Below are 15,921 nucleotides of genomic sequence, written 5' to 3' on the forward strand. Positions count from 1 at the left end.
GCGAGGTTCGCTCGCCCGAAAACAGTTTACTTTGTGTCTTCGGGCAGGCAAACCCTGCCCCTACAGCTGACGATGGGATAGGCCGGTTTAGTTTCGACACACCCTCGACTTTTAGTTTATGAGCGTTTCGACACACCCTCATGACCCACGACATTTTCGGCCATGTGCCGACCGGAACAGACCGATAGATTAATTCGTAATCTTTACTCCTATGAAATAAGTCCGTGGCTGTGTGGGGCCATAGAAATAACCGGAATCACGGAAACCTCCCTTATCCAAATCTTTTTGGAAAGCATTGAAGATATTCTGAACGCCGCCGTTCAACTGTAACTTGATGTGGTCGTTCAGCACAAAGGTATAGTTCAATTTCAGATTCAAATCAAAAAAATCGGGAGTATGTACCAATTCGTCCTGCTGAATATAACTGTATTCATAATTCTCGGGTATCACACTAAAGTCAGGTGCCAGATGGGGAACGTGCATACGTCCTGTATATACGCCCGACACCGACATATCAAAGTTCTTAAAAGGAGCACTGGTCAAAGTGAAATAACCATAATAGTCGGGAGTACGGGGCATAAACTTGGTCGGCTCCACATGCTCGTCCTCGCTCCAGCTTTCGTATTTGGTATAACGGCTGCGCTGAACCGTAAAGCCCACCTGTAAAGCCAAATCCCGTCCGTGAGCAAGTTTTCCGTCAATATTGACACCATATACGCGAGCTCCATTACCATTACGACGCTCTTTAACAGTGTTTCCCTGTTCATCCTGCCCTATCTTTTCCAACACAAACACATCATCGAGTCCTGTATAGAAAGCTTCCAGCAAAAGGTTAGTCTGCCAATGTCCTATATTGGCAGTCCAATCCACAGAACCGCTGAAGCTATTGGAATGTTCGGGCTTTAACCCATCCGCCAACTTTATCAACACACCTTCGCCTCCCACAGCAGTCACATGCAAATCTTCATCGTACGCCTGCGGAGCACGAAAACCGGTAGACCAAGTTAATCGGGCCTGAAGCTTCTCAGTCGGTTTATATAAAAGATTCACACGCGGACTGAAGATAGGATTATCAATCAGATTATGACTGTCTACTCTGAAACCTGCCAACAATGTGAAATAGTTCATTTTCCATTCGTTCTGTACAAACCCGCTGGCAATGCGCACATCCTGTTTCATATCCCGATGATAACCCAACATGATGTCGTGCAAAGAGTTGTTCTGATATTCCAGACCGGCAGTAAAGGTAGCCGGTGAGAAGAGCACTTTTTCAAAATTGCCGACATACATACCTCCGGCAACCCAAGTCAAATCTTTTGTCTTGCCGTATGCATCGGGATTTTGCTGGGCACCATAATAACTGTTACGATCAGTGTGCTGAACAGACGAGTAGAAGGACAGTTTATGCTTGTACTCCTTCCAGAAGATGTCGTAACTCAGCCCTCCGCTGTTAATCACATGTTTGGTCTGTTCTGTGATATCCGTTTCAAAAGGTTCCAAATCAAATTTGTTTCCACCCCGGCGGAATTCATTCGTCGTGTGATATTCCAAACTGATTCTGCTGAACTGAGTGGGACGGTAATAGGTGCGCAAACCGAAGGTATTCATATTCAGTTTACCCAATTCGGAGAACCCATCTCCGTCTGCATCATAAGGATTACGGTTGCGATATGACTGATAGAGGGCAATGCCGTAGGTGTTATCTTTAGAGACTAACGAAGCATTGGCACCCATATATTGTTCCCACACTTTACCATTCATGTTCGACAGGGTGGACGATACCTGAAATGAGTTGCTTACCGGATCTTTTGTTATGATATTGATGGTTCCGCCCACCGCATTCGCACCAAACAAGGCAGAACCTCCCCCGCGCACCACCTCTACACGGTCAATCATATTCACCGGAATCTGCTCCAGCCCATACACGCCCGACAATGCACTCACCACCGGACGGCTGTTAATCAGAATCTGGGAATAAGGCCCTTCCAGTCCGTTGATACGCACTTGGGGGAAGCCACAGTTCTGACAGTTATTTTCTACCCGAAGTCCCGACTGATAATTCAAAGACTTAGCCAAGTCCGTAGAGTTTACAGTTTCGAATAGCTTTGAATTCATCACATTCACCACCACAGGCGCCACACGGCGGCTCACCTCATTCCGATTAGCTGAGACCACCACTTCGTCGGTCAAAATACTGTCATCATTCATCAGGAAGTGTACGTCCACCGTAAAGTCATTGCTCACAGTTATTTTCTTTTCCTGAGTCTCGTAGCCCAACAATTGCACACGCAATGTATATTTTCCTGCCGGAATCTTCTTAAAAACAAACTCCCCATTCTCATCCGACACAGTTCCCTGCCCCGTCTCTACAATCAAGATAGTGGCATAAGGCAAGCTTGCTTCCGTTCCCTTCTCTATTACGTGACCGGAAATTACATTACCAACTTTCACAGGATTTACATCTTCGGCGTACACAGTCATGCCCGCACCCATCACCATGAGCACGAGCAATAAAATATATTGTCTCATTATTAAGTTGTCTTACTGTTAAATTATAAATAAAAGGATTCTATAAGGTCTCTATATCGCGTTTCAGAAAACTTCAAGAAGTTTTAAAAAAAGACTTCGACCTTTTTTAAAAAGACAATTGTCTTTTTCGTACCAAGTTTTAATATTTCAACAGTAAGCAGGAGGAGCGCGCAGGTGAACGCAATGCGTGTGAGGCGCAATAGGGCGGAAAGTATTCGCATTCAGTCTCAGAACATACAGCACCGGACATTCCACAGTCACATAGCTTGCCCCTACCTCCGGTTCAATCGTTTGATAGGAGCCAATGTGGGCGATGGTTATCACCTGCCCCGCAGTATGTGTATGATGGTCGCCCGATGAAGGATGAGAGTGTACAATCATCACACCGTTAATGATATGTACGTGAGTAAACATAGTGATGCTTACCTGGTACGTCAGAAACAGTGCCAGCAGAAATAACGGAGCTAATATGTACCTTCTCTTACTCAAATCTTCCCAGACAAAAAAATCTTGTTCTCAATATCTTATATATACACTATATAAATCACTCTTTGTCCTCTCCAAAAAGCAACTTATAATCTCTTTTCGCAGCCGGCACAGTCCATTCTTCGGGAATGAATTTCCATTGGTGCATAGCATGCGGATACAAGCTCTTTTGTTGTTCGATGTATTGCATCAGATAGTAACGCAAATCTTTATCCGTTGCAGAGACAATACGCTTGGACAAGTCCTCTTTTGCTATTCCGGCTCCTACAGTGAGCAAATCGCCACCGCCATTGCCACGATAAGAGTTCAACGCCACTTTATACATTTTATTCATATCGAACGGAGTGCCGTCCGCCATACTCAGGATATTTATTTTCTCGCCCTGAGACTTTGTTACATCTACCGTATAATTAATGCCGGCAGCAGAATCAAAGTTGAAACTGTAATACTCAAAGTTAGCACGCTTGCCCTCTTCTATCGGTTGCTTGAATAACAACAAATGGTCATTGGCGTCTTTCATCCGGTTGGTCCACATGGCGTATGACATTTCCAGAAAACCTTTAATCTCTTTACCGCTCAGCTCCATCACATAAAGCATATTCTCATACTTATACAGATTGAACATATCGCTCACCAGTATTTCGCCTTCAGGAATTTCGGCCTTGAAAGACAATGGAGCACATAAAGAAATATCCGCTCCCGATATATCCAACTGCAATTTATGAATCAAATCTATAAACGGCGAAGAGCCGAAGTAAGCGTCTTTGGTGGAAATCGTTCTCGAAATCTTTCCTATTTTCTGCGATACAAAATCATTGACCGCTTTATATTGTGGAGCAAAATGTGCCATAAACTCTTTACTTACCGGATATTTGTTCATATCCTCCAGCTTTCCATTCACCGATTTAGACACTACTTTTCCGTTCTTCAACTTGACCTTCAGCGTCACATCGGATACCACATTCGCATTACTTGCCGGATCAATCACCAGCACACTGTCTCCTTTGACATTGGCAACTTTCACACAAGCGCGTGTATGATCATGTCCAATCAATACCATATCAAAGCCCGGCACCTTCTTGGCAATGTCCATAGAAGGGTCTTCCACCACACTGCCCAGTACATTACCTGATTTTCCGGCGTGGAACAAACCAATCAGCACGTCAGGTTTTTCTTTCTTCCTGATGATATCCACCCAACGGACGACACATGCCTGCATATCTTCAAAACGAAGTCCGCTCCACAGCTTCTCGGGCAACCAAGAAGGAATGGCAGGAGTAATCATGCCCAGAATGGCAATCTTCACGCCATCGCGATTGATTATTTCGTAAGGTTTCAGATAAGGCTTGCCTGTGGCATTATCCACAATGTTGGCTCCCAATACGGGGAACTTGCATTGCTTTATCCAGCGGTCATACACAGCATGTCCGGTTTCTACATCATGATTTCCCATATTGCCCACCGCATACCCCATGAAGTTCTGCATCTCGGCTACCACATGAGTAGAAACCGTGTCGATGAAATTGTAGTAATACGCGGTAGGCTGTCCCTGAAGGATATCACCGTTATCAACCAAAATACAATTGTCTCCATATAACTTGCGCTGCTCCTTGACATAAGAATAAACACGCGCCAAACTTCCGTTCCACTCTTTTCTCTCTATAAAGTTATAAGGAAAGAAATTACCGTGTACGTCACTCGTTTCTATTATCTTTATCTCTACCTCTTTCACATTATCAGCTGCCGTCAGCTTTATTCCGGCCCATAGCAAAGCCGCCAAACATATTAAATATTTCATACTACACCTATTATTTTTTATTCAACGGATGAGTGAACACAAATCGTGCCCCTTCTCTATAGTTCTTATCCACCCAGATTTTACCGCCCAGATTCTCCACAATCAGCTTGCAGATAGAGAGCCCCAAACCTGTACCCTGGGAATATTCATTCAATTTCTCAAACCGCTCAAAAACCCTTTCGCTCTTATTGACAGGGATACCACATCCGGTATCTGTCACCGAGAACTCCAAACAGTTATTCTCCTTATTTATCTTGATTGCCAAACGGATAGAACCGGAAGGCGTAAATTTGGCGGCATTGGAAAGAAGATTAATCAGCACCTGCTTCAGGCGTTGTGCATCTGTCTTCAATATCAACGAAGCCACCGGAGTTTCAAACTGAAACATTGCCTGAGTACGGCGGGCATACTCTGCCGTAGTCAATGCCGTTTGGCACAGTTCCACCACATCACACTCCTCTTCCACAAACTTAATACGCCCCGACTCCATGCGGGAAATATCAAGAATATCGTTAATGAGGTGAAGCAATAAATCAGAATTCTTTTGAATGATATCACAATACTGTGCCTTTTCTTCACTCGTGGCGTCATCACCGACCAACACACTGGAAAAGCCGACAATGGCATTCAGCGGTGTGCGTATCTCATGACTCATATTAGCCAGGAAAGCCGTTTTCAATCTGTTTGCCTCTTCCGCTTTCTCCTTGGCAACCAACAGTTCTTCACCGGATTTCTCCAAATTATCCTTCAAATGATTGATGCGGACAATGTAATATACGGCTATCAGGAAGCAGGCTATCAGGAACATAAATGCCGCTACGACTCCGATTACCCAAGATTTGTATTGCTCATAAAATCCGGGAGTCCTATTCACCAGCTCGGCACCTTTGGGCAGATGGATGGAATCCAGTCCAAATTGATGCATCCGCTTTACATCAAACACATAATGGCCGGGGACAGGCACAACACCAATTTCCTTGTCGGCCTTGCCGTCTAAAAGGCTATATGCAGCATCGGCAATTTCTTTTCCCACCTTATGATAAACCGGAGTATAACCTCCTAAAGCCCAATGTCCCAAACCGACAGATGCAATGGTAAAGACCGGCAATGTAGGATTGGCGTCACGCAACATATACGTCGTGTTGCCCATCACATAGTTTTCCGTACAGTCTATGCGCCACGTACCCACCAGTACGCAGACATCGCCCGATAAATGGCGTATTCTCTCGCTGACCTCCAGAAAACTACTGGTCCGACCGTCAAGCAACATCAGTTCCAATTCGGGATATTTTTTCATCTCCTTCTTTACAAAAGCCTGCATGGAAAGACCACCATACGTGTTATCCGAGATAAACGCGACTTTCTTCAGATTCGGATAAAAACGACGCATCAGCTCAATATTCTTGTCCACATTATACTGATAGACATAACCGGAAACAATATTATAATCGGGAAAATCTTTAAAGATATCCTTACTATCAGGAGACCATTTTATCAAATCCACACTGTCTTCGGGCAAGACAACGGTATTTGCACTCACCATTCCGCAAATGGCAGGGGTTTTCTTGGCTATCTCTGAATCCTGAGAGATGAAAGCCGCCCACGCTTCCTGTCCCAACAATATAATCAGTGAAGGTGCCGAAGTGCGTTCATATTTTTCAAGAATAGAAGCCATGCGTTCTTTCCACTGGTGAGCCTCGGACAAGTTCTTGCAGTTCATGCTTTCTATCGTAATGAGACGCTTGCCTCCCCGCAGTTTATACTCGTCCATAAAAGCAGACAAGTTGTCAGAGATACTACGTGTTTCGGGATTATAAGAAGTGATAATCAGAATCATACCGTCTGTGGTCACTTCAGCCTTTAACGGACGTAAAAATCCAACCGTAAGCAGCATGACTAACAGTAGAAATCGGTATATTATTATCACTTTTTTCATTCTCTTTCAGAATAAATCTAAAAAATACAGGTGCAAAGATAATAAAATAAATTATAGCACAACTAATTGGCATGTATTTTGTTTCCCTCATAACAGACGAAATTTAACTAAAAACAATATGGCTTACATCGATTATTACAAAGTATTGGGAGTGGACAAAAACGCCACCCAAGATGATATCAAAAAGGCTTTCCGAAAGTTAGCCCGCAAATATCATCCTGACCTAAATCCTAACGACCCTTCGGCCAAAGATAAATTTCAGGAGATAAATGAAGCTAACGAGGTTTTGGGTGATCCGGAAAAGCGAAAGAAATACGACGAATACGGCGAACACTGGAAACATGCCGATGAATTTGAGAAACAAAAGCAACAATACGGAACCGGAGGCTTTGGAGGCAGGGCCGGAGGATTCGGTTCTGACGGAAACGGCTCGTACTGGTATTCTTCCAATGGCGAAGAAGGTTTCGGAGGAGGCGGAGGATTCGGCGGTAATGCCGGCGGCTTCTCTGATTTCTTCGAAGAGTTGTTCGGACATCGGGGAGCGGGAGCCGGCAGCGGACGAGGTGCCGGATTCCGAGGACAAGATTATAACGCCGAGTTACAACTGTCACTGCGCGAGGCTGCCGTGACACATAAGCAGGTACTCAACGTGAACGGTAAGAATATCCGCATCACAGTTCCTGCCGGCATTGCCAACGGACAAACCATCAAATTGCGTGGGCATGGCGCACCGGGAGTAAACGGAGGGCCTGACGGCGACCTCTATATCACCTTCGTCATACCAGACGACCCTGTGTTCAAACGTTTAGGCAATGACCTCTATGTCACTGCCCCACTCAATCTTTATACTGCCGTGCTGGGCGGTGAAGAAACCGTAGACACCCTGAACGGAAAAGTTAAGCTGAAAGTGAAACCCGAAATCCAAAACGGCACCAAAGTCCGTTTGAAAGGAAAAGGATTCCCTGTCTATAAAGAAGAAGGAAAGTTTGGCGACCTGATTGTGACTTATAACATCACCATCCCCACCAACCTGACTGAACATCAGAAAGAGTTGTTCCGCCAACTAAAAAATAGTAACAACTAAAAAAGAGAAGGATTATGCAGACCGATTTAATAATTATCAATGATTATTGTGACCGTTGCCACGTAGACCCGTCGTTTATTGTGGAACTGGAAGAAGACGGGTTAATCAACGTCCAAGTGATTGACGAGGAACGCTATATCCCGGTGTCACAGCTAGCGGAACTAGAGCGTTATACACATTTATACTATGACCTGTCCATCAACATAGCAGGCATAGATGCCATCCATCACATGCTGGAACGGATAGAATCCTTACAACATCAAGTTCGTTCACTAAAAAGCGAACTGCAATTCTACCGCTAGCAGGAACCATGACATATAAACGCGGAAGGAGACAAATGCATCAAACCGTTATTTTGAGCATTTGCCTTCTTCTTTATTTCTTCTACATGAAACCAAAAATACAATAACCCTCTGTCTGTCCCTTTTCCCCGCCATCCCCCAAGTCATTCTATATGAACCGCTTCACACTTATCTTCTTTTATACAATTACCCAACCCGACACAGTGTCCGAATACATATTGTATCACCTACAATAACGCCAACACCTTATATCATAAAAAGTATGATATGTATTTCATTGAAAAATAATGCTTTATAACACAATTAAATTTATTATCCCCAATTATTGAATATCAAAAAAACATCTATATATTTGCATTGTCCAAACAAGTTAACCATGCAAAACAAAGAATGTAAAACACCGCTGGCCAACAATCATATTTCTGTTGATTGTGTCGTAATCGGATTTGATGGGGAGCAATTAAAAGTGCTACTCATCAAACGTGTCGGCGAGGAACAGGGCGAGATATTCCACGATATGAAACTCCCCGGAAGCCTCATCTATATGGATGAAGACTTGGATGAAGCGGCCCAAAGAGTATTGAACGAACTGACCGGACTTAAGAATGTCAATCTGGTTCAATTCAAAGCATTCGGATCCAAGAACCGGACTCAAGACCCCAAAGACGTTCATTGGCTGGAACGAGCTATACAGTCCAAAGTAGAGCGTATTGTCACCATTGCCTATCTTTCCATGGTAAAAATAGACCGCACACTAAGCCGCAATCTAAGTGACTATCAGGCGTGTTGGGTAGCGCTGAAAGATATTAAGGCGCTCGCTTTTGACCACAATCTGATTATCAAGGAAGCGATGATATACATCCGCCAATACATTGAAATAAATCCCTCTTCTTTATTCAATTTATTGCCACGCAAATTCACTGCTTCCCAATTACGCATCTTATATGAACTGATTTACGGAAAACAGATTGATGTACGCAATTTCCACAAAAAAATAGCCATGATGGAATATGTGGTTCCTCTGGATGAAAAGCAACAGGGAGTGGCACATCGCGCAGCACGCTACTATCACTTTGACAAGAAGATATATAATAAAGCGAGAAGATAACAAACAACGAAAACAACAGGAATATGTATTTATTAGGTTATGACATCGGCAGTTCGTCTGTTAAAGCCAGTCTGGTAAATGCCGACAACGGCAAATGTGTATCATCTGCCTTTTTCCCAAAGACAGAAGCAAAAATCATTGCCATCAAACCGGGATGGGCCGAACAAAATCCCGACGATTGGTGGACAAACTTAAAATTTGCCACACAAGCTGTTTTGGCTGAGTCCGGCATCAGTTCCGAAGACATTAAGGCCATTGGCATTTCTTATCAAATGCACGGATTGGTATGTGTGGACAAGAATCAGCAAGTATTGCGTCCTGCCATTATATGGTGCGACTCCAGAGCTGTTCCTTACGGACAAAAGGCACTCCGTGAACTGGGAGAGGACATCTGCCTTTCTCATCTGCTGAATTCTCCGGGCAACTTTACGGCATCCAAACTGGCATGGATAAAAGAGAATGAACCTGATGTATATGCGAAGATTCACAAGGTAATGTTGCCGGGGGATTATATCGCCATGAAGCTCAGCGGCACAATCTGCACCACAGTTTCAGGATTGTCCGAAGGTATGTTCTGGGACTTTAAAGAAAACCAATTGGCCGAGTTCTTGATAAACTATTACGGCTTTGACTCCTCTTTGATAGCCGATATAAGACCTACCTTTTCAGAGCAAGGTCGCGTCTGTGCATCCGCAGCCAAAGAACTGGGTCTCAAAGAAGGAACACCGATAACTTATCGGGCAGGCGACCAGCCCAACAACGCATTGTCACTAAACGTATTCAATCCCGGAGAAATAGCTTCCACCGCAGGAACTTCGGGGGTGGTATATGGCGTCAATGGAGAAATAAACTATGATTCTCTGTCACGTGTCAATACCTTTGCCCATGTTAACCACACTGCCGAACACCCTCGTTTGGGAGTTCTGCTGTGTATCAATGGCACAGGCATTCTCAATTCATGGGTAAAACGCATGATTGCCCCCGAAGGTATCTCTTACAACGATATGAATACATTGGCGGCACAGGCTCCTATCGGCAGTGCAGGAATCAGTATTTTGCCCTTTGGCAACGGTGCGGAACGTATGTTGGAGAACCAGGAAATAGAGTGTTCCATTCATGGCCTTAACTTCAACCAGCACAGCAAAGCACACCTTATCCGTGCTGCCCAAGAAGGGATTGTATTCTCTTTCAAATATGGTATAGACATTATGGAAGCGATGGGAATCCCTGTACAGAAAATCCATGCAGGAAAAGCCAATATGTTCCTCAGTCCGCTGTTTCGCCAGACATTGGCCGGAGTGACCAATGCCGTCATCGAACTGTATGACACAGACGGTTCTGTAGGGGCTGCCAAGGGCGCAGGCATCGGCGCAGGTATTTATAAAGATAACAAAGAGGCATTTTCCACCCTCGAAAAGTTGGAAGTGATTGAACCCCGACAGAGCGACCACTCAGTCTACGCAGCCGCTTATGCACGTTGGAAGCACTGTCTGGAAATGGCAATGAAATAAAATATTAACCCTTAAAATAGATTTAATTAATATGGCAACAAAAGAGTATTTTCCCGGAATAGAGAAGATTAAATTTGAAGGTAAAGATAGTAAGAATCCCATGGCGTTCCGCTATTATGATGCAGAAAAAGTAGTCATGGGCAAAAAAATGAAAGACTGGCTGAAATTTTCCATGGCATGGTGGCACACGCTTTGTGCTGAAGGGGGTGACCAATTTGGCGGTGGAACCAAACAGTTCCCATGGAACGGAGAAAACGACAAACTACAAGCTGCCAAGAATAAGATGGATGCCGGCTTCGAATTCATGCAAAAAATCGGTATCGAATATTACTGCTTTCATGATGTAGACCTCTGTGCTGAAGCCGATACCATAGAAGAATACGAAGCCAACCTAAAAGCTATCGTAGCATACGCCAAACAAAAACAGGAAGAAACCGGTATCAAGCTGTTATGGGGTACAGCAAACGTATTCGGTCATGCACGCTATATGAATGGAGCTGCTACCAATCCTGACTTTGATGTAGTGGCACGCGCTGCCGTCCAAATAAAGAACGCCATTGATGCCACTATCGAACTGGGTGGGGCCAACTATGTATTTTGGGGCGGACGCGAAGGTTATATGTCTTTATTGAATACCGACCAGAAACGAGAAAAGGAGCATCTTGCTCAAATGTTGACCATCGCCCGCGACTATGGCCGTGCCCACGGTTTTAAAGGTACATTCCTTATCGAGCCAAAACCGATGGAACCGACCAAGCATCAATATGATGCAGATACCGAAACAGTTATAGGATTCTTGAAAGCACATAATCTGGACAAGGACTTCAAAGTCAACATCGAAGTCAACCATGCAACTTTGGCAGGCCATACATTTGAACACGAACTGGCTGTGGCTGTGGACAACGGTATGTTAGGCTCTATCGATGCCAACCGTGGCGATGCTCAAAACGGCTGGGACACCGACCAGTTCCCTATTGACAATTTCGAACTGACTCAGGCCATGATGCAAATTATCCGTAACGGTGGATTCGGCAACGGCGGTACAAATTTCGATGCAAAAACCCGCCGCAACTCCACTGACCTGGAGGATATCTTCATCGCTCATATTGCAGGCATGGATGTCATGGCGCGTGCCCTTGAGAGTGCAGCCACTCTACTGGAAGAATCTCCGTACAGACAAATGCTGGCCGACCGCTATGCCTCTTTCGATCAGGGAAAAGGTAAAGAATTTGAAGAGGGCAAGTTGACTTTGGAAGACGTTGTCGCCTATGCAAAGGCGAATGGCGAGCCTAAACAGATTAGTGGCAAACAAGAACTGTATGAAGCAATTGTCAATATGTATTGCTGATTCATAACCTTCCTTTAATCTACTATTATTATGAATTATACAGAAAAAGGTAGCAAGCTCTACCTCTTTTCCATCGTACTTGTAGCCGTCATCGGCGGCTTACTCTTCGGTTATGACACTGCTGTCATCTCCGGTGCTGAGAAAGGATTGCAGGCATTCTTTATGGGTGCCTCCGATTTTGAATATACCGATACCATTCATGGCATTACTTCTTCCAGTGCATTAATCGGGTGCATTATCGGAAGTGCCGTTTCGGGACTGTTGGCTTCTCGGTTAGGCCGTAAAAAATCCCTATTCATTGCCGGTGTACTATTTTCTTTATCAGCATTAGGCTCCTATGCTCCCGAGTTCCTCCTGTTCGAATATGGCGCTCCTTCCTATTCACTGCTGGTCGTATTCAATTTCTACCGAGTTTTGGGCGGTATCGGTGTCGGTCTGGCGTCAGCCATTTGTCCGATGTATATTGCCGAAATTGCACCAAGCAATATCCGGGGCACATTAGTGTCATGGAATCAATTTGCCATCATTTTCGGGCAATTAGTCGTGTACTTTGTAAACTTCCTGATTCTAGGTGAACACGCCAATCCGGTTATCAAAGCCGTAGAAGGAATAAATCACATTCTGAACCCGGAAGCAGCAAGCTGGACTATCGAAACCGGATGGCGACTGATGTTTGTCAGCGAAGCAGTTCCCGCAGGTATCTTCGCACTACTCGTCTTGTTTATTCCTGAGTCTCCACGTTACCTGGCAATGAACGGCAAAGACGGCAAAGCCCTTCATGTGCTCAGCCGCATCAACGGTTTATCCAGCGCCAAGTCCATACTTGCCCAAATAAAGGCTACTTCCGAAGAGAAGACTGAGAAACTATTTACTTATGGATGGATGGTTATCTTTATCGGGATCATGTTAAGTGTATTCCAACAAGCTGTTGGCATCAATGCCGTTTTGTATTTTGCTCCGCGCATTTTCGAAACCATGAACATGGGCAATCCGATGGTTCAGACAGTCATTATGGGTATCATCAATATCATGTTTACACTACTGGCTGTCTTTTCCGTTGAGAAATGGGGACGTAAACCGTTATTGATTTCCGGTTCCATAGGCATGGCGGCTGGTGCTTTGGGAGTGGCTCTCTGCAATGTTGTAACAGGGCTTCCACCAGTACTACCCGTTGTCTGCATTATGGTTTACAGTGCCTCATTCATGTTCAGTTGGGGGCCTATATGTTGGGTACTAATTGCAGAAATCTTCCCAAACACAATACGCAGTACGGCTGTAGCCATTGCCGTGGCATTTCAATGGATATTCAATTTTATCGTTTCGTCTACTTTCGTGCCGATGTACAATATGAGTTTAGGAGATATGGGTGATAAGTTCGGTCATATGTTTGCTTACGGATTATACGGCATTATCTGTATAATAGCCGCTCTCTTCGTTTGGAAACTTGTTCCCGAAACTAAAGGTAAGACATTGGAAGACATGACCAAGCTATGGAAAAACAGACAGAACAAAAAGAAATAGCCATTACAGCCCCGAACGCTTCGTTCTACTGACAGCCCCGAATGAAGGTGTGTGCAAAGCAAAATAACCGTCTTTGCGAACACACCTTCATTTTGTTTTGCGGAAGTAGGGATTTCTGATTAGTAAATATTACCTTTGCACTCCGATAGAAAACGATAAACATGGAATTATTCAGCAAAATGATAGCCACGGCACTGGGCGTTGCCGTGCACCAAGTAAATAACACATTGTCATTGTTGGCCGGAGGCGCCACCATCCCATTTATCAGCCGATACCGCAAAGAAGCAACAGGAGGGCTGGACGAAGTGCAAATTGGCGAGATAAAAGACCGCAACGATAAACTTTGCGAATTGTCCAAACGCAAAGAGACCATTTTATCTACTATTAATGAACAAGGTAAACTGACCGGTGAGTTGCGCACCCGCATAGAATCCTGCTGGGATTCTACCGAACTGGAGGACATATATCTCCCCTATAAGCCCAAACGGAAGACCCGCGCCGAAGCAGCCAGACAAAAAGGCCTGGAACCGCTTGCCACCCTCTTAATGCTGCAACGTGAAAATCATCTGGAAACCCGTATCGGCTCTTTCGTGAAAGGGGAAGTAAAAGACGAAGAAGATGCACTGAAAGGCGCCCGTGACATCATAGCCGAACAAATAAATGAGGATGAGCGCGCCCGCAACCAACTGCGCAATCAATTTTCGCGTCAGGCGGTCATTTCCTCCAAAGTGGTAAAAGGCAAGGAAGAGGAAGCCCTCAAATACCGTGATTACTTCGACTTCAGCGAACCTCTGAAACGATGCACTTCGCATCGGTTGCTCGCCATCCGCCGGGGAGAATCGGAAGGCCTGCTGAAAGTGACTATCAGTCCTGACGACGAGGAATGTAGCGACCGCCTCGAACGAATGTATGTACGTAGCAATAACGAATGTGGACATCAGGTTGCTGAAGCTGTTCGTGATGCCTACAAACGTCTGTTAAAACCATCCATAGAAACAGAGTTCGCCACCCTCAGCAAAGAGAAAGCCGATGCAGAAGCCATCCGCGTCTTTGCCGAAAACCTGCGGCAATTGTTACTCGCCCCTCCCTTGGGACAAAAACGAGTAATGGGGATAGACCCCGGATATCGTACCGGCTGTAAGGTGGTGTGTCTGGATGCACAAGGCACCCTGCTCCACAACGAAACGATTTATCCGCATCCCCCCAGAAGCGAGTATCAGCTCGCCGGACGGAAAATCATCAAATTGGTAGAACAATATGCTATAGAAGCTATCGCTATCGGCAATGGAACTGCAAGTCGGGAAACCGAACAGTTTATCACGTCACAAAGTTACGACCGGGAATTGCAGGTCTTTGTAGTGAGTGAAGACGGTGCGTCTATCTATTCAGCATCCAAAACAGCCCGTGACGAGTTCCCCGATTATGACGTGACTGTACGTGGCGCCGTATCCATCGGACGCCGTTTAATGGATCCATTGGCCGAATTGGTCAAGATTGAAGCCAAATCTATCGGAGTAGGCCAGTATCAGCATGATGTAGACCAAACTCTTTTAAAGAAGTCACTGGACCAAACGGTAGAAAGTTGTGTGAATCTGGTCGGTGTCAATCTAAATACCGCCAGTCGGCATTTACTGACCTACGTTTCAGGTCTTGGCCCCACACTTGCCCAGAATATCGTAGATTACCGTACGGCAAACGGCCCTTTTCATTCCCGAAAGGAGTTGATGAAAGTTCCCCGCATGGGAGCTAAGGCATTCGAGCAATGCGCCGGTTTCCTTCGCATCCCACAGTCAAAGAATCCGTTGGACAATTCGGCTGTCCATCCCGAAAGTTATCCGGTGGTGGAGCATATTGCGAAAGACCTTAATTGTACGGTGGACGACTTAATAAAGAATAAAGAGTTGCGTACCAAAATTGATATTAAGAAGTATGTTTCCGACACAGTCGGGCTTCCCACGCTGACGGATATCATGCAGGAGCTCGACAAGCCGGGGCGTGACCCCCGCCAACAAATCCAAGTGTTTGAATTTGACAAGAACGTGCGCACCATCGATGATTTGAAAGAAGGCATGATACTGCCGGGCATCATAAACAATATCACCAACTTCGGTTGCTTTGTCGACATAGGCATCAAGGAAAACGGCTTAGTACATGTATCCCAGCTCTGCAGGGAATTTGTGAGTGACCCGAGCACCGTAGTCAGGATACATCAGCATGTTCAAGTCAAAGTGATGACTGTCGACAAGGAAAGAAAGAGAATACAATTAACGATGATTTTAGACTGACAATAAAATAAGA

The 15,921-nt window shown here is 45.0% G+C and carries 11 protein-coding genes; 7 read left to right on the forward strand and 4 right to left on the reverse strand.

Features of this window, described 5'->3' with window-relative positions; translation table 11 throughout:
* Nucleotides 1-189: 189 nt before the first annotated feature.
* From QYT14_RS10075 to QYT14_RS10090, 4 genes are all read right to left on the reverse strand, one after another.
* On the reverse strand, nt 190-2,529 hold the full coding sequence (locus QYT14_RS10075; RefSeq protein ID WP_288325360.1) for a TonB-dependent receptor: 2,340 nt from the start codon (nt 2,527-2,529) through the stop codon (nt 190-192).
* A gap of 147 nt (nt 2,530-2,676) precedes the next feature.
* The gene (locus tag QYT14_RS10080) at nt 2,677-2,943 is read right to left on the reverse strand and encodes a hypothetical protein (RefSeq protein WP_237040514.1); all 267 of its coding nucleotides are present in this window, start codon (nt 2,941-2,943) and stop codon (nt 2,677-2,679) included.
* A gap of 130 nt (nt 2,944-3,073) precedes the next feature.
* Complete coding sequence (locus QYT14_RS10085; RefSeq protein WP_288325362.1) at nt 3,074-4,813, reverse strand: bifunctional metallophosphatase/5'-nucleotidase; 1,740 nt, start codon at nt 4,811-4,813, stop codon at nt 3,074-3,076.
* A 10-nt stretch (nt 4,814-4,823) separates the two neighbouring features.
* Nucleotides 4,824-6,749 carry an ATP-binding protein gene (locus QYT14_RS10090; protein WP_288325363.1) on the reverse strand — a complete coding sequence of 642 codons (1,926 nt, stop codon included), beginning with the start codon at nt 6,747-6,749 and terminating at the stop codon, nt 4,824-4,826.
* Between the two features lie 118 nt (nt 6,750-6,867).
* Here QYT14_RS10090 and QYT14_RS10095 point away from each other — a divergent pair, with 118 nt between their 5' ends.
* The 7 genes from QYT14_RS10095 to QYT14_RS10125 all read left to right on the forward strand — a co-directional run bounded on the left by QYT14_RS10095 (nt 6,868) and on the right by QYT14_RS10125 (nt 15,908).
* Nucleotides 6,868-7,833, forward strand: a complete 966-nt coding sequence (locus QYT14_RS10095) for a DnaJ C-terminal domain-containing protein (RefSeq protein ID WP_288325364.1) — start codon at nt 6,868-6,870, stop codon at nt 7,831-7,833.
* A gap of 14 nt (nt 7,834-7,847) precedes the next feature.
* Entirely contained in the window at nt 7,848-8,135 is a 288-nt protein-coding gene (locus QYT14_RS10100; RefSeq protein ID WP_237040509.1) for a chaperone modulator CbpM, read from the forward strand.
* Between the two features lie 376 nt (nt 8,136-8,511).
* Nucleotides 8,512-9,243 carry an NUDIX domain-containing protein gene (locus QYT14_RS10105; RefSeq protein ID WP_288325365.1) on the forward strand — a complete coding sequence of 244 codons (732 nt, stop codon included), beginning with the start codon at nt 8,512-8,514 and terminating at the stop codon, nt 9,241-9,243.
* Nucleotides 9,244-9,266: 23 nt separating this feature from the next.
* On the forward strand, nt 9,267-10,754 hold the full coding sequence (locus QYT14_RS10110; RefSeq protein WP_288325366.1) for an FGGY family carbohydrate kinase: 1,488 nt from the start codon (nt 9,267-9,269) through the stop codon (nt 10,752-10,754).
* A 31-nt stretch (nt 10,755-10,785) separates the two neighbouring features.
* Nucleotides 10,786-12,102, forward strand: a complete 1,317-nt coding sequence (xylA, locus tag QYT14_RS10115; protein ID WP_288325367.1) for a xylose isomerase — start codon at nt 10,786-10,788, stop codon at nt 12,100-12,102.
* A gap of 30 nt (nt 12,103-12,132) precedes the next feature.
* Nucleotides 12,133-13,623 (forward strand): D-xylose transporter XylE, encoded by a 1,491-nt coding sequence (gene xylE, locus QYT14_RS10120; RefSeq protein ID WP_288325368.1) that lies wholly within the window; start codon nt 12,133-12,135, stop codon nt 13,621-13,623.
* Between the two features lie 161 nt (nt 13,624-13,784).
* The gene (locus QYT14_RS10125; protein WP_237040508.1) at nt 13,785-15,908 is read left to right on the forward strand and encodes a Tex family protein; all 2,124 of its coding nucleotides are present in this window, start codon (nt 13,785-13,787) and stop codon (nt 15,906-15,908) included.
* The last annotated feature ends 13 nt before the right edge of the window (nt 15,909-15,921 follow it).

Origin of the sequence: uncultured Phocaeicola sp. (assembly GCF_948499155.1) — a bacterium.
GTDB classification, from domain to species: domain Bacteria; phylum Bacteroidota; class Bacteroidia; order Bacteroidales; family Bacteroidaceae; genus Phocaeicola; species Phocaeicola faecalis.

Bases quoted from the DNA above. Each gene is read 5' to 3' on its own strand.
- QYT14_RS10075 (WP_288325360.1), bottom strand. From the start codon at position 2,529: ATGAGACAATATATTTTATTGCTCGTGCTCATGGTGATGGGTGCGGGC.
- QYT14_RS10080 (WP_237040514.1), bottom strand. From the start codon at position 2,943: ATGTTTACTCACGTACATATCATTAACGGTGTGATGATTGTACACTCT.
- QYT14_RS10085 (WP_288325362.1), bottom strand. From the start codon at position 4,813: ATGAAATATTTAATATGTTTGGCGGCTTTGCTATGGGCCGGAATAAAG.
- QYT14_RS10090 (WP_288325363.1), bottom strand. From the start codon at position 6,749: ATGAAAAAAGTGATAATAATATACCGATTTCTACTGTTAGTCATGCTG.
- QYT14_RS10095 (WP_288325364.1), top strand. From the start codon at position 6,868: ATGGCTTACATCGATTATTACAAAGTATTGGGAGTGGACAAAAACGCC.
- QYT14_RS10100 (WP_237040509.1), top strand. From the start codon at position 7,848: ATGCAGACCGATTTAATAATTATCAATGATTATTGTGACCGTTGCCAC.
- QYT14_RS10105 (WP_288325365.1), top strand. From the start codon at position 8,512: ATGCAAAACAAAGAATGTAAAACACCGCTGGCCAACAATCATATTTCT.
- QYT14_RS10110 (WP_288325366.1), top strand. From the start codon at position 9,267: ATGTATTTATTAGGTTATGACATCGGCAGTTCGTCTGTTAAAGCCAGT.
- xylA (WP_288325367.1), top strand. From the start codon at position 10,786: ATGGCAACAAAAGAGTATTTTCCCGGAATAGAGAAGATTAAATTTGAA.
- xylE (WP_288325368.1), top strand. From the start codon at position 12,133: ATGAATTATACAGAAAAAGGTAGCAAGCTCTACCTCTTTTCCATCGTA.
- QYT14_RS10125 (WP_237040508.1), top strand. From the start codon at position 13,785: ATGGAATTATTCAGCAAAATGATAGCCACGGCACTGGGCGTTGCCGTG.